This is a genomic window from Bifidobacterium sp. ESL0827 (genome assembly GCF_052606685.1).
Window position 1 is genome coordinate 950,673 of record NZ_CP199597.1, and the last position, 23,675, is coordinate 974,347.

The 23,675-nt window shown below is 62.3% G+C and carries 21 protein-coding genes and 1 tRNA gene; 6 read left to right on the forward strand and 16 right to left on the reverse strand.

Translation table 11 applies throughout. The features are described from left to right. Positions 1–45: 45 nt before the first annotated feature. Both hemW and lepA read right to left on the reverse strand, forming a co-directional pair. Positions 46–1,389 carry a radical SAM family heme chaperone HemW gene (hemW, locus tag ACUIAI_RS03720; protein ID WP_445342685.1) on the reverse strand — a complete coding sequence of 448 codons (1,344 nt, stop codon included), beginning with the start codon at positions 1,387–1,389 and terminating at the stop codon, positions 46–48. Between the two features lie 4 nt (positions 1,390–1,393). Continuing rightward, positions 1,394–3,271 (reverse strand): translation elongation factor 4, encoded by a 1,878-nt coding sequence (gene lepA / locus ACUIAI_RS03725; RefSeq protein WP_445342686.1) that lies wholly within the window; start codon positions 3,269–3,271, stop codon positions 1,394–1,396. A gap of 145 nt (positions 3,272–3,416) precedes the next feature. Between lepA and rpsT the strand changes: the two genes are divergently transcribed. Continuing rightward, positions 3,417–3,677, forward strand: a complete 261-nt coding sequence (rpsT, locus tag ACUIAI_RS03730; RefSeq protein WP_015021872.1) for a 30S ribosomal protein S20 — start codon at positions 3,417–3,419, stop codon at positions 3,675–3,677. Positions 3,678–3,717: 40 nt separating this feature from the next. On the opposite strand, the gene ACUIAI_RS03735 is transcribed toward rpsT, so the two are convergent. The 3 genes from ACUIAI_RS03735 to ACUIAI_RS03745 form a co-directional block, all read right to left on the reverse strand. Continuing rightward, on the reverse strand, positions 3,718–4,512 hold the full coding sequence (locus ACUIAI_RS03735; protein ID WP_045935415.1) for a trimeric intracellular cation channel family protein: 795 nt from the start codon (positions 4,510–4,512) through the stop codon (positions 3,718–3,720). A gap of 183 nt (positions 4,513–4,695) precedes the next feature. Further along, on the reverse strand, positions 4,696–5,823 hold the full coding sequence (locus tag ACUIAI_RS03740) for a branched-chain amino acid aminotransferase (protein ID WP_445342687.1): 1,128 nt from the start codon (positions 5,821–5,823) through the stop codon (positions 4,696–4,698). 187 nt (positions 5,824–6,010) lie between these two features. Next, positions 6,011–6,634, reverse strand: coding sequence for a 50S ribosomal protein L25/general stress protein Ctc (locus tag ACUIAI_RS03745; RefSeq protein WP_110412966.1), 624 nt, complete (start codon positions 6,632–6,634; stop codon positions 6,011–6,013). A gap of 233 nt (positions 6,635–6,867) precedes the next feature. Between ACUIAI_RS03745 and ACUIAI_RS03750 the strand changes: the two genes are divergently transcribed. Continuing rightward, positions 6,868–8,877: an AMP-dependent synthetase/ligase gene (locus ACUIAI_RS03750; RefSeq protein ID WP_445342688.1), complete on the forward strand. Its 2,010-nt coding sequence runs from the start codon at positions 6,868–6,870 to the stop codon at positions 8,875–8,877. A gap of 6 nt (positions 8,878–8,883) precedes the next feature. Here ACUIAI_RS03750 and era read toward each other — a convergent pair whose 3' ends face one another. The 6 genes from era to ACUIAI_RS03780 form a co-directional block, all read right to left on the reverse strand. Further along, on the reverse strand, positions 8,884–9,837 hold the full coding sequence (era, locus tag ACUIAI_RS03755) for a GTPase Era (protein ID WP_445342689.1): 954 nt from the start codon (positions 9,835–9,837) through the stop codon (positions 8,884–8,886). Next, on the reverse strand, positions 9,834–11,246 hold the full coding sequence (locus ACUIAI_RS03760; RefSeq protein ID WP_445342690.1) for a hemolysin family protein: 1,413 nt from the start codon (positions 11,244–11,246) through the stop codon (positions 9,834–9,836). Before ACUIAI_RS03760 ends, era begins: the two co-directional genes overlap by 4 nt. Further along, positions 11,239–11,793 (reverse strand): rRNA maturation RNase YbeY, encoded by a 555-nt coding sequence (ybeY, locus tag ACUIAI_RS03765; protein WP_445342691.1) that lies wholly within the window; start codon positions 11,791–11,793, stop codon positions 11,239–11,241. Before ybeY ends, ACUIAI_RS03760 begins: the two co-directional genes overlap by 8 nt. Continuing rightward, positions 11,790–12,974, reverse strand: a complete 1,185-nt coding sequence (locus ACUIAI_RS03770) for a PhoH family protein (RefSeq protein WP_445342692.1) — start codon at positions 12,972–12,974, stop codon at positions 11,790–11,792. The genes ybeY and ACUIAI_RS03770 overlap by 4 nt, the downstream gene beginning before the upstream one ends. 40 nt (positions 12,975–13,014) lie before the next feature. After that, the gene (locus tag ACUIAI_RS03775) at positions 13,015–13,362 is read right to left on the reverse strand and encodes a histidine triad nucleotide-binding protein (RefSeq protein WP_288804494.1); all 348 of its coding nucleotides are present in this window, start codon (positions 13,360–13,362) and stop codon (positions 13,015–13,017) included. Positions 13,363–13,450: 88 nt separating this feature from the next. After that, on the reverse strand, positions 13,451–14,251 hold the full coding sequence (locus ACUIAI_RS03780) for a 16S rRNA (uracil(1498)-N(3))-methyltransferase (RefSeq protein ID WP_445342693.1): 801 nt from the start codon (positions 14,249–14,251) through the stop codon (positions 13,451–13,453). Positions 14,252–14,369: 118 nt separating this feature from the next. Between ACUIAI_RS03780 and ACUIAI_RS03785 the strand changes: the two genes are divergently transcribed. Beyond that, positions 14,370–14,458, forward strand: a tRNA-Leu gene (locus ACUIAI_RS03785). Here the strand turns inward: ACUIAI_RS03785 and ACUIAI_RS03790 are convergent. After that, positions 14,440–15,312 carry a MerR family transcriptional regulator gene (locus ACUIAI_RS03790; RefSeq protein WP_445342694.1) on the reverse strand — a complete coding sequence of 291 codons (873 nt, stop codon included), beginning with the start codon at positions 15,310–15,312 and terminating at the stop codon, positions 14,440–14,442. The two genes, ACUIAI_RS03785 and ACUIAI_RS03790, sit on opposite strands and share 19 nt — an antisense overlap. 267 nt (positions 15,313–15,579) lie before the next feature. Here ACUIAI_RS03790 and ACUIAI_RS03795 point away from each other — a divergent pair, with 267 nt between their 5' ends. From ACUIAI_RS03795 to ACUIAI_RS03805, 3 genes are all read left to right on the forward strand, one after another. After that, entirely contained in the window at positions 15,580–17,103 is a 1,524-nt protein-coding gene (locus ACUIAI_RS03795; RefSeq protein WP_445342695.1) for a carboxylesterase/lipase family protein, read from the forward strand. Positions 17,104–17,139: 36 nt separating this feature from the next. Beyond that, positions 17,140–18,396, forward strand: coding sequence for an MFS transporter (locus ACUIAI_RS03800; RefSeq protein ID WP_306220903.1), 1,257 nt, complete (start codon positions 17,140–17,142; stop codon positions 18,394–18,396). Between the two features lie 95 nt (positions 18,397–18,491). Continuing rightward, a complete protein-coding gene (locus tag ACUIAI_RS03805; RefSeq protein ID WP_445342696.1) occupies positions 18,492–19,367 on the forward strand; it encodes a TrmH family RNA methyltransferase in 876 nt (291 codons plus the stop codon). 231 nt (positions 19,368–19,598) lie between these two features. Here ACUIAI_RS03805 and ACUIAI_RS03810 read toward each other — a convergent pair whose 3' ends face one another. The 4 genes from ACUIAI_RS03810 to ACUIAI_RS03825 all read right to left on the reverse strand — a co-directional run bounded on the left by ACUIAI_RS03810 (position 19,599) and on the right by ACUIAI_RS03825 (position 23,658). Continuing rightward, positions 19,599–20,915 carry a uracil-xanthine permease family protein gene (locus ACUIAI_RS03810; protein ID WP_445342697.1) on the reverse strand — a complete coding sequence of 439 codons (1,317 nt, stop codon included), beginning with the start codon at positions 20,913–20,915 and terminating at the stop codon, positions 19,599–19,601. A gap of 101 nt (positions 20,916–21,016) precedes the next feature. Next, a complete protein-coding gene (locus ACUIAI_RS03815; protein ID WP_445342698.1) occupies positions 21,017–21,739 on the reverse strand; it encodes a metal-sulfur cluster assembly factor in 723 nt (240 codons plus the stop codon). Then, positions 21,736–22,323, reverse strand: coding sequence for a Fe-S cluster assembly sulfur transfer protein SufU (gene sufU / locus ACUIAI_RS03820; RefSeq protein WP_445342699.1), 588 nt, complete (start codon positions 22,321–22,323; stop codon positions 21,736–21,738). Before sufU ends, ACUIAI_RS03815 begins: the two co-directional genes overlap by 4 nt. A gap of 60 nt (positions 22,324–22,383) precedes the next feature. Continuing rightward, positions 22,384–23,658: a SufS family cysteine desulfurase gene (locus tag ACUIAI_RS03825; protein ID WP_445342700.1), complete on the reverse strand. Its 1,275-nt coding sequence runs from the start codon at positions 23,656–23,658 to the stop codon at positions 22,384–22,386. Positions 23,659–23,675: the final 17 nt, after the last annotated feature.

A 23,675-nucleotide genomic window follows, 5' to 3' on the forward strand; every position in this document is an offset into this window, starting at 1 on the left:
GGATAATGCATCCACAGGTGACATCCGTGTAACGTTCCGTAGTGTCTAACGAATTCCTACCGCATCCAGGACCTGATCGATGACCAGATCGTTGAGCAGACGGCCCCGGCGGGTCACCTGGATTCTGTCACGCAAGGGCAGCAGGAGACCCTGATCGACCAGATCCCTAAGGATCTTCGGGTCGGCCGGACGACCCGCCTGCCTGGTCAGCCGATCCAGTCCCAGGCCTTCCGGCAGGCGCAGGGCCAGCATGACCGTCTCCTCCAGGTCCTGTCTGAAGCCCAGAAGCTCGGCATCCTGCCAGGGCACGTGTCCGGCATCCATGGCGGCGGCCCAGTCCCTGGGGTGGGCGATGTCCCAGGAGCGGATGGCCCGGGCACGCCGCTCCCCCAGGCCGGGCTCCGGCGACAGCCACCAGCGTGCCCCGGGATCGGCATCCTGCACCGCTGATGTTCCTGTGGCCCTGAAACCGGGCGAGACGGACGGCATGGGCTCCTGTTCCCGAGCTGCATCCACCGGCGCCATGCCTGTGTCCTGGCCGTCCAGGCCCCGATAGTGGGAGTGGGCGCCGGGCCCGATGCCGGCCCAGTCCACGTTGTGCCAGTAGCCCAGGTTGTGGCGGCTCTCCTGGCCGGGACGGGCCCAGTTGGAGATCTCGTACCAGTTAAGGCCTGCCTGGGAGAGCATGTCGTCGGCCATCTCGTATTTGGCCGCCTCGTCATCGTCATCGGGGGCGGGCAGTTGGCCCCGGCGCACGGCACGGCCCATCTTGGTGGTCGGTTCCAGGGTCAGGGCATAGGCGGAGACATGGTCCACGCCCAGGTCCAGGGCCGCCTGCAGGCTGGTCCGCCAATCCTCGAGCCGCTCCCCCGGAGTCCCGTAGATCAGGTCCACACTGGCCCTGAGTCCCAGATCCTGAGCAGCGGCCACATCAGTGGTCACATTGGCAGGGGTGTGGGTACGGTCCAGGGTGGCCAGGACGCTGGGCACCGCTGACTGCATGCCGAAGGAGACGCGGTTGATGCCGCCCCGGAGCAGCTGCTCCAGATAGGTCCGATCCACGGTGTCGGGGTTGGCCTCGGTGGTGATCTCAGCCCCGGGGGACAGCCCCCAGAGGTCGGCCACGGCCTCGACCATGCGGACCAGATCCTGGGCAGGCAGGATGGTCGGCGTGCCTCCGCCGAAGAAGATGGTGGACACGGGCGGCTCTATCAGGCCTCGGGAGGTCTGCCAGTCCCGGACCATGCGCATCTCCTGGATGGCCAGGTCGGCGTAGTGCTCCCAGCTGGCGCCCCCGCCCAGGTCCCGGGCAGTGTAGGTGTTGAAGTCGCAGTAGCCACAGCGGCGCATGCAGAAGGGCACATGGATGTAGACCTGGTAGGATCCCACCCGTTCAGCCCTCCTTCTTGGCGGCGGCCCGGATCTTGTCCTTGGTGTCCCGGTCCTGGGCCTGGCCTGTACTCAGGGCGGCGATGAAAGCCTCCTGAGGTACCTCGACATGTCCCAGCATCTTCATGCGCTTCTTGCCCGCCTTCTGCTTCTCCAGCAGCTTGCGCTTGCGGGTGATGTCGCCTCCGTAGCACTTGGCCAGCACGTCCTTGCGCAGGGCACTGATGGTCTCCCGGGCGATGATTCGCGACCCTATTGCCGCCTGGATGGGGATCTCGAACTGCTGGCGCGGAATCAGCTTGCGCAGCTTCTTGGTCATCATCACCCCGTAGGCGTAGGCCTTGTCCTTGTGGACGATGGCCGAGAAGGCGTCGATCTTCTCCCCCTGGATGAGGATGTCCACCTTGACCAGGTCTGCGGACTGGGTGCCGTCGGGCTGGTAGTCCAGGCTGGCGTAGCCCTTGGTCCGGCTCTTCAGCTGGTCGAAGAAGTCGAAGACGATCTCGGCCAGGGGTATCCGGTAGTGCATCTCTACGCGCTCGGGACTCAGGTACTCCATGGTCCCCATCTGCCCACGATGGTCCTGGCAGAGCTCCATGACTGGTCCGATGAACTCCTTGGGGGTGATGATGTCGGCGCTGACCACCGGCTCCAGAATCCGGCGAACCTTGCCGTCGGGGAATTCGCTGGGGTTGGTCACCGTGTGCTCGCTGCCGTCCTCCATGGTGACCTGATAGGTGACGTTGGGGGCTGTGGCGATCAGGTCCATGCCGAACTCCCTGCTCAGGCGCTCGGTGACGATCTCCATGTGCAGCAGCCCCAGGAAGCCGCAGCGGAAACCGAAGCCCAGGGCCACCGAGGTCTCCGGTTCGTAGACCAGGGCCGCATCGTTGAGCTTGAGCTTGTCCAGGGCGTCGCGCAACTCGGGGAACTGGGCGTTGTCGATGGGGAAGAGCCCGGAATAGACCATGGGCTGGGGGTCCTGATAGCCGGGCAGGGGCTCCTTGGCCGGGTTGGCCTCGGTGGTGACCGTGTCGCCCACCTTGGACTGGCTGACGTCCTTGACGCCGGTGATTATATAGCCGACCTCCCCGGCACCCAGGGCCTTGGTGGGGGTCATGTCCGGGCTGATCACGCCCAGCTCGATGGGGTCATGCACGGTCCCCCGGCCCATCATGCGGATCTTCTGGCGCTCCTTGAGCTCGCCGTCCACCATCCTGATATAGGTGACGATTCCCCGGTAGGAGTCGTAGACCGAGTCGAAGATCAGGGCCCGGGCCGGAGCCTTGGGGTCCCCTTTGGGGGCCGGCACCTGGTCCACGATGCGGTCCACCAGTTCGCGGATACCTTCGCCGGTCTTGCCCGATACCCGCAGCACCTCGTCCGTGGAGCAGCCGATCAGGTTGGCTATCTCCTCGGCATGCTTGTCAGGCTCGGCCGAGGGCAGGTCGATCTTGTTGAGGACGGGGATGATGGTCAGGTCATCCTCCAGGGCCATATAGAGGTTGGAGAGGGTCTGCGCCTCGATGCCCTGGGTGGCATCCACCAGCAGGACAGCGCCCTCGCAGGCCTCCAGGGCCCGGGAGACCTCGTAGGTGAAGTCCACGTGGCCGGGGGTGTCAATCATGCCCAGGGTGTATTCGACGCCGTCCTTGGCCCAGGGCAGGCGGACGGCCTGTGACTTGATGGTGATGCCACGCTCCTGCTCGATGTCCATCCTGTCCAGGAACCGGTCGTGCATCTCGCGCTTGGGCACGATCCCGCTCAGCTGCAGGATCCGGTCGGCCACCGTGGATTTGCCGTGATCGATATGGGCGATGATGCAGAAGTTGCGGATCAGCGATTGGTCGGTGAATCCTGGTTGGTTCTTGGCTTCCTGCACCGGTCTGCTCTCCTCACGTACGTCTGGTCTAACGATTCTAGACGATGCCCTGGGCCGAAGCGCCCGCCCCTGGCGGATTCTTCTCCCGGTCGGGTGCTACTATGGTGGGTTGTCTGTACAGATACATTCATCGTTTGGAGCAACATTGGCAAACATCAAGTCGCAGAAGAAGCGGGTCATCACCAACGAAAAGGCGCACCTGCGCAACAAGGAGGTCAAGAGCGCAATCAAGACCTCCGTGCGTTCCGTGCGCAAGGCCGTGGATGCCGGTGACAAGGAGGCCGCTCAGGCTGCCTACCAGGTGGCCGCCCGCCGTCTGGACAAGGCCGCCGGCAAGGGCGTGATTCACCGCAACCAGGCCGCCAACCGCAAGTCCGGTCTGGCCAACGCCGTCAACGCCCTCTGAACCGGGTGCCCCATTGGGGTCGGTGATCCAAGCGCTTGGGTCACCGGCCCTTTTTCGTATCCGATTTCCTGTCCGGGTCCTCGCCGGTGTGCTTGATGGTGACGCTGATGTTCGACCTGCCGCGCATCAAGTGACGGATGGCCCTGGCCAGCTGGGCGTCGTTGAGCGGCAGCCGGGCCGAGCGACGGTCCATTGCCCCGGGCACCAGGATGTCGAATTTCACCGAGATGATGCGCAAAACGACCACCAGGGCCACAATGGCCAGGTCCAGGATCATATCGACCCGGGCCGGATAGAGCCCATGCTGCTGGGCGCGCGTGGAGGCCAAGGTCAGCAGACAACCGATCAGGGAGGGCAGCGCGTACCAGTGCTGGTCCTGGATGACCGCCGGCACCTGGTTGAGGAGGATGTCGCGCAGCAGGCCGCCGACCAGGGCCGTGGCCATGCCCATGAAGATGGCCGTCATGCCACCGGTTCCGCACATCAGGGCCTTGGCGGTCCCGTTGACGGCGAAGGACCCCAGGGCCATGGCATCGGTGACCAGCATGGACCAGGTCATTCGGCTGATTTCAGGATGGGCGACAGCCACCACCAGGCCGGATGCCAGGGTGACGATGACCGAGCCCTTGTCGGTGATGCCACTGGGCGGCACCTGTCCCAGCAGGACGTCACGAACCACCCCACCGCCCAGGGCGCTGATCCAGGAAACCAAGAGGATGGCGATGATGTCGTAGCCCTTGCGCACGGCAGCCAGACCGCCCGAAAGCCCGCAGCTCAAGATGCCCAGGTACTCGATGACCATGAAGATGAGGTTCCCCTCCAAGGCCGTCTTCATCCCGCGCTTCTCCTCCCGTAATCGTCCCGCACTCAAATCTGTCTATAGATTAGCCAACCCCAAGGCTGAACAGGCCGGGGATGTGTCCAAGGCCACAAAGATGAAGGAAGGCGGCCCAGGGCAAAAAGTCGCCCTGAAGCCGCCTTCCTTTCAAGACCTGTCAGGCAGGAATGGGGTCAGTGCTCAGCAGACCTTCCACATCCAGTCGTGCGGATCCTCGATCTCGCCCAACTGGATGCCCAGGAGCTCGTTGCGGAAGTCCATGGTGACCTTGCCCGAACCACCGTCGGCCACCTGAACGTCGAAGTTCTCGGACTTGAAGCGCCCGATGGGGGTAATGATGGCGGCGGTCCCGCAGGCGAACACCTCGGTGACCTCGCCGGAGCGGATGTCGTCCAGCAGGGTGTCCAGACGGATCATGGTCTCCACCACGTCACGACCGTGATCCTGGGCCAGGGCGATCAGGGAGTTGCGGGTGACGCCGGGAAGAATGGTTCCGGTCAGGCTGGGGGTCTCCAGGTGCCCGTCCTTGTGGACGGTGAACATGTTCATGCCGCCCAGCTCCTCCAGGTAGGTCTTGGTGGCAGCATCGACGAAGCAGACCTGCTCGCAGCCGTGCTCGGCACCACGGTTCTCCCCCAGCAGGGAGGCCGCATAGTTACCGCCGCACTTGGCGAAGCCGGTGCCGCCGGGGCCGGTGCGGAACCACTTGTCCTCCACCCAGATGCTGACCGGCTTGACGCCGCCGGCGAAGTAGGGTCCCGAAGGCGAGGCGATGACGCAATAGTCCACTGCATGCGGGGCGCGCACGCCCAGGAAGGGTTCGGAGGCGAACATGTAGGGGCGCATATAGAGCGTGTACTCGCGCCGCTTCGGCACCCAGGCCGCGTCACGGCGGACCAGGGCCGCGACCGATCCCAGGAAGTCATCGGGCTCGAGCGGGGGCAGGGCCAGACGCTTGGCTGAATTGTAGAAGCGCTGGGCGTTGGCATTGGGTCGGAAGAGCCAGATGGAGCCGTCGTCGTGGTAGTAGGCCTTGAGTCCCTCGAAGGCCTCCTGGGCGTAGTGAAGCACCGAGGCCCCCGGATCCAGGTTAATCGGTCCGTAGGGCTCAACCCTGCGATCCTTCCAGCCGCCTTCCGAAGTCCATCCCATATGGGTCATGTTGTCTGAGAAGAGCTGGCCGAAGGCGGGCTTGTCAATCAGCCGGGCACGCTCCTCGTCAGAGGCGGGATGATCGTTGGGAATGACCTTGAAAGCGTCCGCCAACTCATTGAGTGCCTTCGGGTCGTGATGTGATTGCTCTGCCATTATCTACCACTTCTTCTTGCTACTGTATTTGGTTGCTCGGGTGCGATGCTTATGGCGATGCCCGGTACCCGAACTATTGCATAGGCAGGCCTTGACCTGTCCGGCGCATTTCGCATTGTGACCGTCTTAGACAAAAAGGCCGCAGGATCCTGATGATCCCACGGCCTTGCAAATCGAACCTTCGGATTCACTCGCTCTGAGCGTCGGCCTCCGGAGCAGCTTCCGTATCGGCCTGTTCGGTCTCCTCGGTGGGGGTCTCCAGGCTTTCCTCCTTGGGGATCTCAACGGAGACAATGGATTCCTCCATATCGTCGATGATCAGCTCGGAGCCCTCGGGCAGATTGATGTCCTTGGCCAGGATCTTGTCGCCCTCGGCCAGGCCCTCAACGCTGATATCGATGCGCTCGGGCAAGTTGGACACGTCGGCCCGGACCTGCAGGTTCTGGGTGTCGATCAAGGCCACGGCAGCGCCCTTGGTCTCGCCGCTGACGAAGACCGGCACCTCCACGGTGACCTTCTCGCCGGCGCGGACCTCATAGAAGTCGATGTGCTCTACCTGGCGCTTGACGGGGTTGCGCTGCACGTCCTTGACCACGGCCGTCTTGGTCTGCCCGCCGAAGCTGATGGAGAAGAGGGCGTTGGCGCGGCGCAGGGCCAGCGTGGTCTCACGCATGGGCAGCTTGATGTAGTCGGGCTGGGCACCGCCGGCGTAGATGGTGGCTGGAATCTGCTGGGCCACGCGCATGCGGCGTGCCGCTCCCTTGCCGAATTGGTCGCGAACTTCGCCCTCGAGCTTAATTGTGTTAGCCATGTTGGCTTCCTTCCTTGAGTGGTTCCTCAAGACCGACCTGGGCCGGTCCTGGCGCATCGCCGCGTCGGATTCCGGACCGCCAAAGGAAAGGGCGCCGATGATCCAGCCGAGTCGATAACGGAGACCGTGCGGTCTCCCTCGCCAAAGCAACGTGCCTACTTTAGCACCGGGCCCGCCCTTCTCCAAGTGGGCGGCTATTCTGGACATATCCCGCGATTATTGAAGGAGACAACGTGTCGTTACTAGCATCGGTCAAATCTTTTGTGACACACCAGGTGGGTCATGGGGAGGGACCGACTGGCGAGGAGGCCGCGGATCCATCAGGTGCCGCCCAAGAAGCCCTCGCCCTGCCCAATACGCATTTCTGGTCAGCTGACTACGCCACCACCACGCGCATGGATCCTGCCTCGGGACTGCTTTCGGCCACTACCGCCGGCATGGGTCCGGTTCCTGACGACATGACTGTCTACGACATCTACGCTGATCGTGCCCGCCGCACCCCCGACCAGCCGGTTCTGCACTTTGTAGAGAACGGCAGCTGGACCTACCGGACCGGCCGAGAGATCCTGCACGACATCAGGACCACTGCCAAGGGCTTTTTGCACTACGGGCTGAAGAAGGGCGATGCCGTGGCCTTCATGTGCAGGACCAGCTACGAGTGGGACATCGTTGATGCCGCCGTCCTGTCCATCGGCGGGGTCATCGCCACCATCTACGACACCGATTCGGCCGAACAGATCCGATTCATCGTCAACAACTCCGATGCCAGGCTGCTGGTGGTGCAGACCGCCGAGATGCGGGCCAAGGCCGAGGGGGCCGACAAGGAGTGCCCCACCCTGGAGCGGATTGCCTGCCTGGAGTCCGGTGCCCTGCAGGAGCTGCAGGCCTATGGGGAGTCGGTCAGCGACGCCGAACTCGACGAGCGGATTAACTCCATCCGTAAGACCGACCTCTGCTCCATCGTCTACACCTCCGGTTCCACTGCAGCGCCCAAGGGCGTGGAGATGACCCATGAGCATTATTGCCAGCTGGCCAGGAACCTGAACGCCTTCATCCCCAATCTGACCCACGATCCGGATGGCTCCATCCTGCTCTTCCTGCCCCAGGCCCATACCTTCGCCCGGGCCATCAGCTACGGTGTCGTCTACGGGACCATGCACGTCTATATCTCCTCCGGACTGGCCACCCTGCTGTCCGACCTGCAGGAGTCCAAGCCCACGGTGATTATCGGCGTACCCAGGGTCTTTGAGAAGGTCTACAACGCCGCCTCCCAAAAGGCCGGGCATGGCATCAAGGGGAGGATCTTCAACGGAGCGGCACGGGCGGCACGCACCTACATGGAGGACATCTCCCGCCAGGGCTGGCCGACCAGGCGCAGTGCCCTGCGGCGAGCCTTCTACGACCCGCTGGTTTATTCTTCCCTGCGCCAGGTCCTGGGCGGACGGGCCAAGTGGATCGTCTCCGGTGGCGCTCCCCTGGACCCGGAGCTGCTGGGGTTCTTCCGCGGATCCAATGTTCCGGTCTATGAGGGATACGGCCTGACCGAGACCACTGCACCCTGCGCCTTCAACCCCCTGGGCACTCCCTACCACAGAGGCTCGGTGGGCATCCCCTTCCCAGGATTCACCATCCGCATCGCATCGGACGGCGAGGTACAGATCAAGGGCGTCTGCGTTTTCCACCGCTACCACAAGAACGAGGAGGCCACCCGCGATTCATTCACCGAGGACGGCTGGTACGCCACCGGCGATCTGGGACGGCTCTCCCGTGACGGCTTCCTCTTCCTGACAGGGCGCAAGAAGGACCTAATCATCACGGCAGGAGGTAAGAACGTCTCACCCAGGCCCATCGAGGAGGTCATTGAGCGTTCCGAGATCGTCTCCCAGGCCCTGGTTCTGGGAGACAAGCGCCCCTTCATTTCAGCACTGGTAACCCTGAATGAGACCGCTTTACGGCCCTGGCTGGCCTCCAAGGGACTGGATCGGAACATGTCGTTGCAGGAGGCGTCGCAGAACGCCGTGGTCCGGGCCGAGGTCCAGGAGTATGTGGACCGGGCCAACGAGGGCGTCTCCCGGGCCGAATCTGTGCGCAAGTTCATCATCCTGCCCGAGGAGTTCACCCAGGACAACGGGCTGATGACACCATCCATGAAGGTGATCCGGCCCAAGGTCATCGAGCGCTACGCCGACCTGCTCAACACCCGGATGTATACAGCCAAGCGCACCCCGGCACCCCGCCGCTGAGCGCGATCAGAACCCCAGGCGCTCCAGTTGCTTGGGGTCGGTCTGCCAGTTGCGGGCCACCTTGACGTGCAGATCCAACCGGACCTTGCGTCCCATGGTTCGGTTGACGGCGGTGCGTAGCTTCTTCTTCACCCGGACCAGGTGCTCGGCTCCCCGCCCAATGACGATGGGCTTCTGCGAATCGCGCTCTACGTAGATACCTATATGGACAGTGTCGCGCCCGCCCTCCGGATCCGGCTCGATGGACTCCACACGGACAGCCAGGGAGTGCGGCAGCTCGTCGTCGAGTTCCTCCAGGTAGGCTCCGCGGACCAGCTCGGCGATCATGTCCTCGGGACGCTCCTCGGTCAGCTGGTCATCCGGGTAGAGCTGAGGACCCTCGGGCATGGCATCCATCAACACCTGGGCCACCTCGTCCACGTTGTCAGCCTCCAGGGCGCTGACCGGAACAATCTGGGAGAAGTCGGCGAAGGCGCCAATCTCAAGGAGCTTGTCCACCAGTTGCCCCTTGCTCAGCTGGTCAATCTTTGTCACTACGGCGATCAAGGGCTTTCGCCAGACCCACTTGCCGTCCTTGTCCTTGCGGGCGAAATCGGACCGCAGCCGACTGAGAATGCGACGGTCGCCAGGGCCGATGGCCTGGTCGGCCGGCAACAAAACGGCAATGGCATCCACATCCGACAGGGAGGCCTCCACCACGTCGTTGAGCCGCTGGCCCAACAGGGTGCGCGGACGGTGGATGCCCGGGGTGTCGACCAGGACCACCTGGGCCTCGGGATGGGTCATGATACCCCGGATGGCCTTGCGGGTGGTCTCCGGCCTTGAGGAAGCTATGGCGATGGGTCTGCCCACCAGGGCGTTCATGAGCGTGGACTTGCCCACATTGGGTCGGCCCACTACCGCCACGAAGCCCGATCGGTGGACCGGCGCCTTGGCATCGCTGTGTTCTTCCTTGGTCATGAATTCTCCTGACTGTCCTGCTCGGGTTGATCCCCGTTGGTCTGTTGGTCTTCTTGCTCCGCGCCGTCCTCAAGGGCGATGCTGGATCCGTTGGCTGGCTCGACCACGATAGTGGCGATCTTCTTCCGACGGCCGACCGCTTCGCCCGCAGTCAGCCTGATTCCCCGGGTCACCGCCGATGAGCCCGAAACGGGCACGGAACCCAGCAGCTTGGTCAACAGGCCATAGACCGTATCCACGTCGTCCTCGTCGATCGTGATCTCATAGAGCTCCTCCAGGTCGGCAATGGGCGTGCGGACCGGCAGCTGCCAGGTGTGTGGTCCGATCTGCTTGGGCTCATCGTGCTGGACCCGGTCGTGCTCATCCTCCAGCTCGCCGACGATCTGCTCGATGGCATCCTCGATGGTGACCAGGCCGGCGATGCCCCCGTACTCGTCCACGACCACGGCCAGGTGGTGGCGGGAGCGCTGCATGTAGTGGAAGAGGTCGTCCACCGGCTTGGATTCAGGCACCAGGACGGGTCGACGGATGATGGAGGCGACCGATCTGTCGCCCTTCCGGTTGAAAGCCAGGGCTCGGACCACGTCCTTCAAATAGACGATGCCGACCAGGTCATCCACGTCGTCCCCAATGGCGGGAATGCGGGAGAACCCCGACCGGGAGAAGAGCTTCAGGGCTGAGTCCAGGCTGGCATCCTTGGAGATGCAGATCATGTCGGTGCGAGGGACCATGATCTCGCGGGTCAGCGTGGTCGACAGGGTCAGCACGTTCTTCAGCATCTCGGAGATCTCCGGATCGAAGGCGCCGGCCTCCACCAGCTGGTCGACCATGGCACGACCCTGCTCGATCTGGATCTTCTCCAACTCCTCGTCGTCGGAAAGGTCACCGCGATGGTTTATGCGGGAACGGGCTTGGGCCTGCCGCCGACGCTTGAAAGGCGTCAGGAGGACAGCCAGCCCGACCAGACGGACGTGCTTGAGCAGTGCTTCCATGGGCTGGCGGGAGCGGCCATGAGGACCCAGGGTGACGGAGACGGCGGCCACCAGGATGGCCATGACCACTCCGCAGAGCAGTTGCTCCCAGAAGGGCAGACCGCCAAGAGCAGCCATGCAGGCCACCAGGACGCCGACCATGATGTCGCAGATGATGCGGAAAAAGGCACAGGCGCTTCCGGTCACCTGCCGTTGGGAAATCAGGCTCTGGGCCCGGTGAATGCGGTCAATCCGCTTCATCCTGGAGAACTGGCTGAGTTCCTGGTCGGTCTGCAGGCCCAGGATCAAATTGTTGAGACTGGATCGGGTCACCCGGTTAAGCGCCCCCTGGGCCTCTGCCAACGCCAGGGATAGCACGACCAGGGCGATGACGGCCAAAACCATGACCACCAGGGCGGCGATGGTCCGCTCACTCATGGGATTCGCCTCTCCGGTGGGCATCACGGCCGTACCGCTCGTAGATTGCCAGAGCATTGGTGGCCCCGGCCGGCAGCGCGGCATCCGCAATGGGCCCCTGGCGCAGGGCCAGGAAGGTCAGCAGGAGTTGGCGCTGCAGTCCGAACATCTGCGCCTCCTGCTCCCTGCTGGCGTGGTCGTATCCAAGCAGATGCAGGGTGCCGTGAATCGCCAGCAGCAGCATCTCCTCCATGGTGGAATGACCGGCAGCCAGAGCCTGCTGTGCCGCCACCCAGGGGCAGATGACGATGTCGCCCAGGATGCCCTCCTGTTGATGGTTCTCGTCGCCGGGACGCAGCTCGTCCATAGGGAAGCTCATGACATCAGTAGGGCCGACCAGGTTCATCCAGCGCTCGTGCAGCACCGCCATGGGCTCGGGATCGTTGAAGATGATAGTCATGTCGGACTGGGTGCTCACCCGCATCTGGTCCAGCACCCACACTCCCAGATCGGAGAAGGTTTTGGCATCGATCAGCCATTGGGTCTCGTTGGTCACTTCAACGCTCATGCCTGCTCCCGTCCCCGGTTGCGGGCTTGATCGGCGCGGTCGTAGGCCCGGACAATCTGCCCGACCAGCCGATTGCGCACCACATCGGCCGCCTGCAGGTGCACGAAGGCAATATCGTCGATGCCGTGCAGAACCTGTTCGATAGTGGCCAGACCAGATGCAGGCCCACCCAAATCCACCTGGGTGACGTCGCCGGTGATGACCATCTTGGTGTTGAAGCCCAGGCGGGTCAGGAACATCTTCATCTGCCTGCGGGTGGTGTTCTGCGCCTCATCCAGGATGACGAAGGCATCGTTCAGTGTGCGCCCGCGCATGTAGGCCAGCGGAGCCACCTCAATGGTCTCATCGGCCAGAAGTCGGTGGAGCCGCGAGGTGCCCAGCATGTCAGCCAGGGCATCGTAGAGGGGCCGCAGATAGGGGTCGACCTTCTCATTGAGGGTGCCGGGCAGGAAGCCCAGGCTCTCCCCCGCCTCCACGGCAGGCCTGGTCAGAATGATGCGCCCGATGCGCCCGGCCCGGAATTCCTGAACGGCCTTGGCCACCGCCAGATAGGTCTTGCCTGTGCCGGCCGGACCGATGCCGAAGGTGATGGTATGCGTTTCAATGGCCGCCACGTAGGCGGACTGGCCAGCCGTCTTGGGCCTGATCAGACCCTTGGAGGCCTGGGTCAGGGGGCGGCGACGAACTGCAGCAGGAGCTGCATGACCCGGATACTTGATGTCTTCTACGGCCTTGGCCCTCTCCGGCTCTGCAATGGCTCTTCCCCGATGATTGCGGTCTACAGAAGTACTGTCTGTCGTATTGCGATCCTGCGATTTGTAGTTTACGAAGGTTTGGTCTGGCGTATTGCTGCCCGTGATTTTTTGCTCTGCTGGACGGGAGTAATCGGCTGCGTCGACGGCCCCCAAGCGACGGTGATCCAGTATTCGCCCCACCTGATCGGCATCCAGGGGAACCTGATCGGCGGTCTGCATGAGTTCGGTCAGCAGGTCCCGGATCTGGGCCGCCTGAACATCGCCCCTCCGGTCCTGGGCCCGCAGCACGATCCGGTTGCCCCGAACCAGGATGGATACTGCCGGGAAGGCGCGCTCGATCCTGTCGATGACTGCATCCTCCGGCCCCAGCACCTGAACCGGATCGATCCCCTCCGGAATCTCCAGGGTTCGCGTAGTTACCGCCACGGGTTCCCTTCCTGCACGATGACGATGGTGAACATGGGCCTCACTCGGGCAATACCTGTCCGGTCAGGACATGGGCGTGGACGTGGAAGACCGATTGGCCGGCATCCTCCCCCGTGTTGAAGATCAGTCGGTAGGCTCCGTGGAAGTCCTGGTCGGCGATCTGCTGCGCCACCTGGACGATGTGGGCCAGAGTCTCAGGATCAGCCTTGGCCAGTTCGGCCACCGATGCGTAGTGGCGGCGCGGGACGATCAGGACATGGACGGCGGCCTTGGGATTGGCATCCTTGAAAGCGTAGACGGTCTCATCCTCGTAGACCTTTTCGCTGGGAACCTCCCCTGCCACGATTCTGCAGAAAATGCAGTCCTCCTGTCGATCGCCATCGCTCATGACCACTCCTTACTGTTTGCCGACATTGCTGTTTTTGGTGTTTCGCTGTTTTCCATCTTATTGTCGAGGTCGTATATTGCGCGCGACTTCATGCGCTGGGCTCAGGGGCTTCCGACTGCCAGCGGCCCAGCATGTCCGCCAGCAGGGTCAGGGCCACGGGGCCGGCCAGAGCGGCCCGGAGGATGTTGCCGCCCAACCGGACCGGCAGAGCCCCATGCCTCATCATGGTCTGAATCTCCTGATCGGCAATCCCGCCCTCGGGACCCACAACCACGGCGATCGACGAGCTCGCTGGAAGCTTGTCTATGCGTTTACGGACCGCATCCCATCCAAGATCGGCGTCCTGGTGCAGTATCAGGACCAGGCCTCCCTGATCGGTCGCCTTCCCGCACCAGGAGGCAAGACCACGGCTGTCCACCTTATTCTGCAGTCGAGGACGGTAGGACCTCCGGCTCTGCTCAGTGGCCGCGTCCAAGGCGGCCTCCCAGTGCCGGTCGTTGCGGCCAGGCCTCCATTTGGCTATGGACCGGTCGGCCTGCCAGGGAATGACCTCATCCACCCCGATCTGGGTGGCCATGTCGATGGCCTGCTCGTCTCTGCCGCCCTTGGCCAGGGCCTGGACCAGAATCAGTTCTTTTTCAGGAGGTGCCTGCCGCCCAACAGCGGTGACCTCCACCAGGCCGGTCGAGGCATCCCTGACTAGGGCGCTGATGCGCAGTCCCACTCCGTCTGAAAGGTCCAGCTGGTCCCCGTTCTTCAGCCTCATGGAGCCCAGGGCATGACGACGGATGTGCTCGGGCAGGGTCAGGCGCCAGCCAGTGTGGAGCTCATCGCTGGCCAGCGGGGAATCATCGTGGTCGGGATCCAGCAGGAAGAGGGGTGCAGTCATGGTGTTAGGCTACAGCCCGCAGCCGAAAAGCGCCCCCCATGACGACACGCTCCCCCAATCGCCCAGTGCGCAATGCCGCCTGAGATGCTATGATTATCTCCGTTGCGATTACGCACCTGTCCGGGTGGCGGAATGGTAGACGCGCTAGCTTGAGGTGCTAGTGCCTATATATATACAGGCGTACGGGTTCAACTCCCGTTCCGGACACTCGATTCCACGTCGTTGGGGACTACAGGGATCTCCATCCTGCTCACATATTCATCGAAGTCATTGGACTCATATTCGCCGATGAGACAGAACTCCAAGGGATCCCCGTCCGCACGGTAACCCATGGTCTTCAGATCTTCCAACATCTTGCCATGGATCTGTCTGCAGCGGGCAAAACTGCCCACAAAGGTACAAGAGGCATAGGTGCCGGCTGGCAGATCATAATCACCACTGAACCCCGGATCGGGACAGTAGAGCAGGATGGCCTTGGGCGGGAACCAGCCCTTGACCGGGCGTGAAGCATCCACTTGATAGCAGGTCAGCGTATTGAGGATCTGCAGTGTCTCGTGGTGCAGTGCCGTGTAGTGGGCGAATGCAAAGGGGATCCGGTCATAGTCGATCATGTGGTCAGACACCAAAGCGCAATGACGCAGGGGACGATGGACGATGACGGTCCGTGCCGGGGATATGGAGGTCATGGCCTGCGTATACTTCTGCAGGCTGCTCAAGAGGCCTCGCTTGATGGAGGCCAAATATCGCATCTGGCTGTCCACATGTTCCACTTCCTCGTCAATCAAGGACAGTGTGGCATCGAAAGTGCGATTGTCCAAGTATTGTCCGATGCGGTCCAGACTGAAATCCAGCTTCCGAAGGGCCTGAATAACGTTGAGCCGAGCGAAGTCATCTGGTCCATAGAGACGGTAACCATTGACCGGATTGCGGCGAGGCACCACCAGCCCGATCTGCTCATAGTAATACAAGGTCTCGGTCGTGATGTCGTATAAGCGTGCCGTCTGACGGATGGTGTAGCCCTCCTCCATCAGGCTTTCTGTGTCGTCAGCCTTGACTTCCATAACTACCTCCTGCAAGGGTCTGGTCCCACCCTAAGGTTTTTCATGCCCCTCTCACCGTGACCTTTTGTGGACACAATCCATCATATCAGCCTGGAGACCTTGCCCTGCAAGGGTTTTGCCCTCTACCTACATCTTCAAATTCAAACTTCCGCAATGACTGTTTGCTCGATTTGACCCTCGTCTGACACCAGGCCATAGGGTGAAATTCATCCAGGGTCGACGGGGACACAACCGCCGACCGATCATTACCTCGCAGAAAGGAAAATCATGCCAACCGTCACCACAGAATTTGGCACCTACCATGGCATCACCACCCCTCAGGGGACCATCGCCTACCTAGGCATACCCTACGCCAAGCCTCCCGTCGGCGCACGGCGCTGGAAGGCACCGGAACATCTGGATCCTGAGCACCGAGACTACGACTGCACTCACTACGGTGACTCCGCCCTGCAGAAGTACGATCCCGTCATGTATGCCTCTCGCCGTCAGCAGAGCGAGAACTGCCTGAGCCTGAACGTCTGGGTCGGTCATGAGGGCGCCCAAAAGCTGCCCGTCATGGTCTTCATTCACGGCGGCGCTTACGTGGAGGGTGGTTCGTCCGACCCAATGTATGACGGAAGCAACTTCACCAAGCGCAACGATGTTGTCTATGTCACCATCAACTACCGGGTCAACCTCTTCGGGTACATGAACCTGGCGGGGCTGCCCGGAGGCGACGAATACCGGCAGTCAGGCTATCTAGGGCTCATGGACCAGGTGGCTGCCCTGCAGTGGGTCCAGGAGAACATCGCTGCCTTCGGCGGAGATCCTGACCGGGTCACCCTCTTTGGCGAATCCTGCGGTTCGGGCTCCACCATGCTGCTGACCGTCGCCCCAGCCGCCAAGGGACTCTTCCAAAAGGCCATTGGCGAATCCGGCCCCATCCAGCTCTACAACACCCCGGAATCCACGGCTCCCTATGCCCAAGAATTCATGGAGATGATGGGCTGCAAGACTGCCCAGGAGCTGGCGGCCCTGCCCGTCGGCGACATCATGATGAAGTTCACCGGAGATTTCTTCGCCAAGCATATCCATGAGATCTCGTTGATTTTCGCTCCCACCACCGACGGCGACTACCTTCCGGCCAAGCCTCTCCAGGCATTCAAGGACGGTGCCGCAAAGGACGTGGAAATCATGCTGGGCTGCAACGCCGACGAGTTCGCTTACTGGAAGCTCTACTTCAAGGACTTCGCCAACGAAATGCCCGACTTCTGGCACCACCAGGCCATTTTCCACTTCGACGGCAAGCTGGACTCCGAGCGCTACGAGCAGCTTTGGGAGCAGGCTCACCCCGGAGAAGACCCCGCTGAGAGCTATCTGGAGTACACCAACCAGATCGGCTTCAGGGTTGGCACCAACCTCATGTGCGAGTACCAGTCCAAGTACAACACCGTCTACCAGTATTTGTTCACCTACGCCTCCAAGATCCCCGGCATGGGCTCCTGCCATGCCATTGAGCTGCCCTTCGTACTACATAACACCCAGCGGCCTGACCTGCCCGAGACCTTGACCGGCGAGGTGCCGCCCATGCACCTGTCCGATGAGATGAACGACGCCTGGTGCTCCTTCGCAACCACCGGCCGTCCTGCCAGCGGCGCCGGCGATACCTGGGAGTCCTACAGCGTCGACCATCCAGACACCATGGTAATCGACGAGAACGGCTGGAACCTGCGCCGCGATGTCAACAAGGAGAACATCGACCTGCTCCGTCCGGCATTCGAGGAGTGCCTGCTGGACGGAGACCGTCACTAGGTCACCTGTTCCACGTAAATCGTGGAGGGAGAGAACATGAACACTCGAAAATCATCCAATTACCGCTGGGTCATCGCGGCCGTGGTCTGCCTGATCGGCATTCTGTCCAACTACATGCAGTACCAGATATCCGCCCTTGCGGTCTACCTGATGCCCATGCTGCACATCGACCAGGCCGGATTCTCGACTCTGCTGCTCATGCCCATGCTGACCGCAGTATTCCTCAGCATCCCCATGGGCACCATCGGTGACCGTGTCGGCCCCAAGAAGGTAGTGCTGACCGGTCTGGCCATCGCCGTGGTCGGCGCCTACATCAGGACCTTCGGCCTCAACTTCCCCTTGCAGATGCTCTCGATGTTCCTGCTGGGGGCTGGCATCGCTGCCCTGAACGCCAACCTGGTCAAGATCTTCAGTGTCTGGTTCGGCGATCAGACGCAAATCGCCATGGGATTCTTCTACGGCTCGGCCGGCATCGGGGTCATCCTGGCCCAGATGGTTGCTCCCCGGTTCTCTGTGCGCACCTCCTATCTGAGCGCAGCCATCATCCTGACCGTGGCAAGCCTGCTCTGGGTCTTCCTGATTCGTGACGCTCCTGAAGGAGTGCAGCTGCCGCCAGCCACCGATTCTCCGCTCAAGTACTTCAATGTCGCGGCAAGGAGCCGCAATGTCTGGCTGATCGCCCTCTGTTACGGCTGCTCCATGGCCGCATCCACCGCCTTCGCTGGATTCATTCCCCAGACGCTGATCAACAACAACGGCTTCAACAAGACCTCAGCCGGTCTGGTTGCCTCTGCAGCTGCCTTGGGATCCATCGCAGGATCCATCATCGGACCCATGATCAGCTCTCGTCTGGGCAAGTGGAAGGGCTACCTCTTCGCTACCATTCTGGTGGGTACTGCACTCATGGTCTACTTCTGGGCAGTGGTGCTTATGCTGAAGAAGGCCCCGGTCGTGGGTCTGCTCTGCTGCATCATGTTTGTTTCGGGCGCCTTCGGTGCCATAAACGGCCCCATCGTCCAGGCTATGCCCTTCGCCCTGCCTGAGATTCGCGGTAAGTATGCCGGAAGCGCCGGCGGTCTGGTCAGCACTGTTGGCCTTCTCTGCGCCTTCCTGCTGCCCATCATCATCTCCTCGGTCAGCAAGGGCAACTACGTGCTCAACCTGGGACTGGAAAGCATGATCTTCCTGCTCTCCGATGTCTTCGTTCTGCTCCTGCCCGAGCTCGGCCCTCAAGGCGAGATCGCCAAGCGCATCGCTGCCTCCGACCGTCAGGCTGCAGAAGAGAAGAAGTAATAGCTCAGCAGAGTTGAAACTCCGACTGCCTTAGGCGGCGCGACCGGTTGTTTTCGGTTGCGCCGCCTATGCTGTTGTCAGAACGAGAAGGAGGTATGGCAGGCGTGCTCAAGGTGAGAATCGACTCGATCGACGATGACAGGATCGAGGCCTATACCAGGCTGACCGAGCCGCAGCTGCGCAATCGTCTGGAGCCCGCCAAGGGCCTGTTCATCGCCGAGTCCCCCAAGGTCATCGCCCGCGCCCTTGATGCCGGGGTTGAGCCTATCTCCTTCCTGGTGGAAGAGCCCTGGCTGGAGGGGATGCGCTCCATGTTCGACCAGGTGGACGCAGCCTTCGGACCCAACATTCCCGTCTACGTAGCCAGCCCAGCACAGCTCAAGACCATCACCGGCTACCGGCTGCATCGGGGCGCACTGGCCGCCATGAGACGCTGGCCTCTGCCCACCGTGGAGCATATCTGCCGCTCGGCAAAACGGATAGCCGTCATGGAGAACATTGTCGACCACACCAACATCGGCGCGCTGATGCGTTCGGCGGCAGCCCTGCAGGTGGATGCGGTCCTGGTCACCCCTTCCTGTTCCGACCCCTTGTACCGCAGGGCCGCACGGGTCTCCATGGGCACGGTCTTTCAGGTTCCCTGGACAAGAATCGGCGGCGACGATGTCCACGCCTGGCCCGACCAGGGCATGAAGCAGCTGCATGATTTGGGTTTCACCACGGCGGCCATGGCCCTGAACTGGGATGCCATCAGCCTGGACGAGCTGTCTGAGCGTCTAGGGCACGGGCCCGATCGGATCGATCGCCTGGCCCTGATATTCGGTACCGAAGGGGACGGACTGAGCCACAGGACCATCGCCCGGGCGGACCTGACCGTGCGCATCCCCATGAGCCATGACGTGGACAGCCTGAATGTGGCTGCCTCGAGCGCCGTGGCCTTCTACGCGACCAGACCTCAGCAAGCTGACTGAGCCTCGCCAACTGAGCCCTCAACTATACAGCAAATTCCTGCTGCCCTCCGCTAGCTCACTTCATGGCTGAGTACCTAATATCGGTTTGGTATCGGGCGAGCACTAACATCCGGCAATCTCCCGCATCAAGCAAACCTTGACAACGGGCAACCCTTGGCATCAGGCGATACTCGAACGCAGACAACGTTCGAGTATCAGGCAACCACGGAGGGTCGGGCGACTCCGGCGTAATCAGCTCTGCTGGGAGACGGCCTGCGAATCCTCATGGATGTAGTCGTCCGGGTCGATGGTTCCACGCCAGCGGCCGATGGCCTTGAGGCCGTGGTACATGACCAGCGTTGCCACAGAGCCGATGGCGATGCCGTTGAAGCTGACCCCGGCAACCGCGAAGGTGAAGTCCGCGATGCCCACGATCATGACGACGGCACCCACGGTCATGTTGACGGACTTGCCGAAGTCCACCTTGTTCTCCACCCAGATACGGATACCCAGCATGCCGATCATGCCGTAGAGCATGGTGGTGACCCCGCCCAGAACGCCTGTGGGGATGGTGTTGATGATGGCCCCGAACTTGGGGCAGAGGGAGAGCAGGAAGGCGAAGATTGCGGCGCACCAGTAGGCGGCCGTGGAGTAGACCTTGGTGGCGGCCATGACACCGATGTTCTCCGCGTAGGTGGTGGTGCCCGAGCCTCCGCCCAGCCCGGCCAGAGTGGTGCCCAGTCCGTCGGCCATCAGGGCGGTTCCGATCTGATCGTCATAATCGCGTCCGGTCATCAGGGCCACGGACTTGACGTGACCGATGTTCTCGGCCACCAGGACCAGGACCACGGGGATGAACATGGCCAGGACGGACGGGTCGGCCTGCGGGGTGTGGAAGTGAGGCAGACCGAACCAGGCGGCCTTCTCCACAGCCGCGAAGTCGACCTGGCCCTGGGTGACCGCGAAGGCATAGCCGACGATGACACCCAGAAGGATGTTGAGCCGGCCGATCAACCCCCTGAAGAGGACGGCTATCAGCATGACGGCCACCAGGGTGACCAGGGCGGTCAATGGTGCGGATTTGAAGTTCTTCCAGGCCGAGGGCGCCAGGTTGAAGCCGATGATGGCCACGATGGCGCCGTTGACCACCGGGGGCATGATCAGATCGATCCATCGCGAGCCGGCGAAGTGGACGATCAGGCCGATCAGGAAGAGCAGGGCGCCGGTGACCATGATCCCAAAGGAGGCCACAGCCAGACCCTTGTGGGCGGTGGTCACTGCCAGGACCGGGGCGATGAAGCCGAAGGAGCTGCCCAGGTAGGAGGGCAGACGGTTGCGGTTGATCAAGAGGAAGAGGGCCGTGGACATGGCCGTGAAGAAGAGGGTCGTAGAGGGATCGAATCCGGTCAGAATGGGGACCAGGAAGGTGGAGCCGAACATGGCGATGACATGCTGGGCGCCGATGCCAGCCGTTCGTGGCCATGTGAGTCGCTCATCGGGTTCCACAACCTCGCCCGGAGCCAATGTTTTCCCGTCGCCGTGCAGTTTCCAGCCCATGGACAATGCCATTTCACTGTGCTTTCTCTCGTGCGCCGTGCCGGTCACGGCGGACCGGAATCATCAGTGTATTCGCACGGGAGGACCCGAAATGGCCTACAGGACGGAATGCCTCACTGATAGGTGGGCATGTTCTCGAAGTTGAAACCGATGGCGGCCAGCTGCTCGCGACCCTCAGGAGTAATCATGTCCAAGGTCCAGCGCGGCGACCAGGTCCAGTCGATGCGGAACTCCTCGACCAGGCCCGCCAAAACGCTGGCACACTGGTCCTCGATCAGGTCAGTCAGCGGGCAGGCCGGCGTGGTCAGGGTCATGGTGATGATGGCCCTTCCCAGTTCGTCGATTTCAATGCCATAGACCAGCCCCAGGTCGACCACATCGATGCCCAGCTCGGGGTCGATGACCTGATGCAGGGCCTCCCTGACATCCTCCGCGGTGGCCCGGCCGATGTCGTCGACGGCCTTGAGAGGGATGACCTCCTCAGCGGCAGCCTCAGCATCAGCTGCATTCTGGGCCGCGGTTTCCTCGCTATCTGCGACCGGCTCGCTGCCCGAGGTGTGATCATTCGAGCCCTGGTCCGCTGACAAACTTTCAGGGGTGACTTCAGGGGCATCTTGGTCGGCAGGCTGATCGTCAGACTTGGCCAAACCGGACTTCTTATCCGCCTGGCCATCGACCTGACGCATGGAACCGCCCTCTGTCGATTTCAGAACCGTTTCCGCGCCCAAGGGGTTGCTGGCCAGAGCCTGTGCCGTGCCAGGATCGCTGATGGCCCTGCCCACCGAGGCCAGGATGGAATCCTGGGGTTCGGGCACCAAATTCGTATTGCCACTCATACCTGATCCTCCTTCTCACCTTCGTCGCTCTCTCGCCCAGCTGACAGGGCCTGGGCCACCGAGGCCTTCATACCCTCCCAGCCCAGCAGGGCGCACTTGATTCGCATGGGATACTTGGACACGCCCTGGAAGACCATGGCATCACCAAGGGCTTCCTGCGCCTTCTCGTCCTCGATTCCAGCTCCGCGCGATTCCATGAGCTTGCGGAAGTCGGCAGCCAGATCCATGGCATGGTCAACGGTCTGCCCCTGGACCAGATCCACCATGATGGACAGGCTGGCCTGGCTGATGGAGCAGCCTGAACCCTGCCAGACGATTCGCTGGATGAGGTCGGAACCTCCCTGCTCGCCAGGCGCCACCTCCACATGGATGGTGGCCTGATCCCCGCAGGTGGGATTGAACTGGTGGGACTCGGCAGCCAGGCAGGCCTCGTGCTCCACCCTGATGGTCACGCCGTCGCCGTCAGAGTCATCTCCCCCATCAGCCTGATCCCCTACACGCCCGTGAGGATCCCGGGCTGCATCCAGGATCACCTCCTGGTACATCTGCTCCAGTTCCTCATCATCCATCCCGAAATCCGCCATGTCCTTAAACCTACCAGTATGTTTTTGCCAAAACCGTCGATGCGCTGCCGGTGAAGACCCTCATGCCACCCGGAAGAACTTGCGGACTCCGGAGACGGCATCCAGCAGGGCATCCGTGTCGGCGACGGTATTGTACACGCCGGTCGAGGCCCGGTTGGAGGCCATCAGACCGAAGTGTCGATGGACCGGCTGAGCGCAGTGGTGTCCAACGCGGATGGCAATTCCGCGCGAATCCACATACTGGCCCACGTCATGGGGATGGACCCCCTGCACATCGAAGGCGACCGTGCCGATCCGGCCCTCGGGAGTGGTCGGCCCGAGGATGCGTACCCCGTCCAACTCCCCCAGCCTCAACAGACCAGTGGTGATGGCTTTCTCGTGTTCGGCCACATTCTCCATGCCCAAATTCATCAGCCAATCGGCAGCCGCACCAGCCCCGATCATCTGTGCCACCGGCTGTGTGCCGGCCTCGAATCGGGCAGGAGGATCCATGTAGCTGGCTGGGCGGTCCAGATAGGCCAGCTCCACCATGGATCCGCCGAACGAAGCAGGAGGCAGGGCCTCCAGCAACTCACGGCGGCCATAGAGGAAGCCTACGCCGGTGGGGCCATACATCTTGTGGGCACTCCAGGCGGCGAAGTCCACGTCCATGGCGTGCAGGTCCACAGGCAGATGAGGCACCGACTGGCAAACGTCCAACACCACTAGGGCGCCCACCTGGTGGGCACGGCGGACGAGGGGTTTGATGTCTGTGATGGCACCGGTCACATTGCTGACGTGGGTGACGGCGACCACCTTGGTCCGCTCCGTAATGACCTGATCGGCAGTATCGGCAAGAACGCGGCCATCCGGATCCAGATCGAAGTACCTGAGGACCGCCCCGGTCCGGTAGCAAAGCTCCTGGAAAGGCAGGAGGACCGAGTGATGCTCAGCCTTGCTGACCACGACCTCATCCCCGGGCTTCAGAGCGAATCGACGGGCCGCTTTGCCTCCGCGACCCAGGCTTGCATTGCCGAAGGCGGTGGCCAGCAGATTCAGAGCGGCGGTGGCCCCGGCAGTGACCACGATCTCCTCTCCGCCCTCCTGACCCTCCGCGCCGACTAGGGCGGCCACGCGGGAGCGGGCATGCTCGAAGGCCATGGTGCTGCGGGCTGCCAACTCATGGGCCCCTCGGTGCACCCCGGCGTTGTCCTTCAAGTAGAAGTCCCGAACGGCATCGATGACGGCCAGGGGCTTCTGAGCCGTTGCGGCCGAATCCAGATAGACCAGAGGGTGTCCGTGCACCTGCTGGTCCAGAATCGGAAACTGCTGACGAATGCTGTCATCGATAACCATTGCGGACCTCTTCTCTT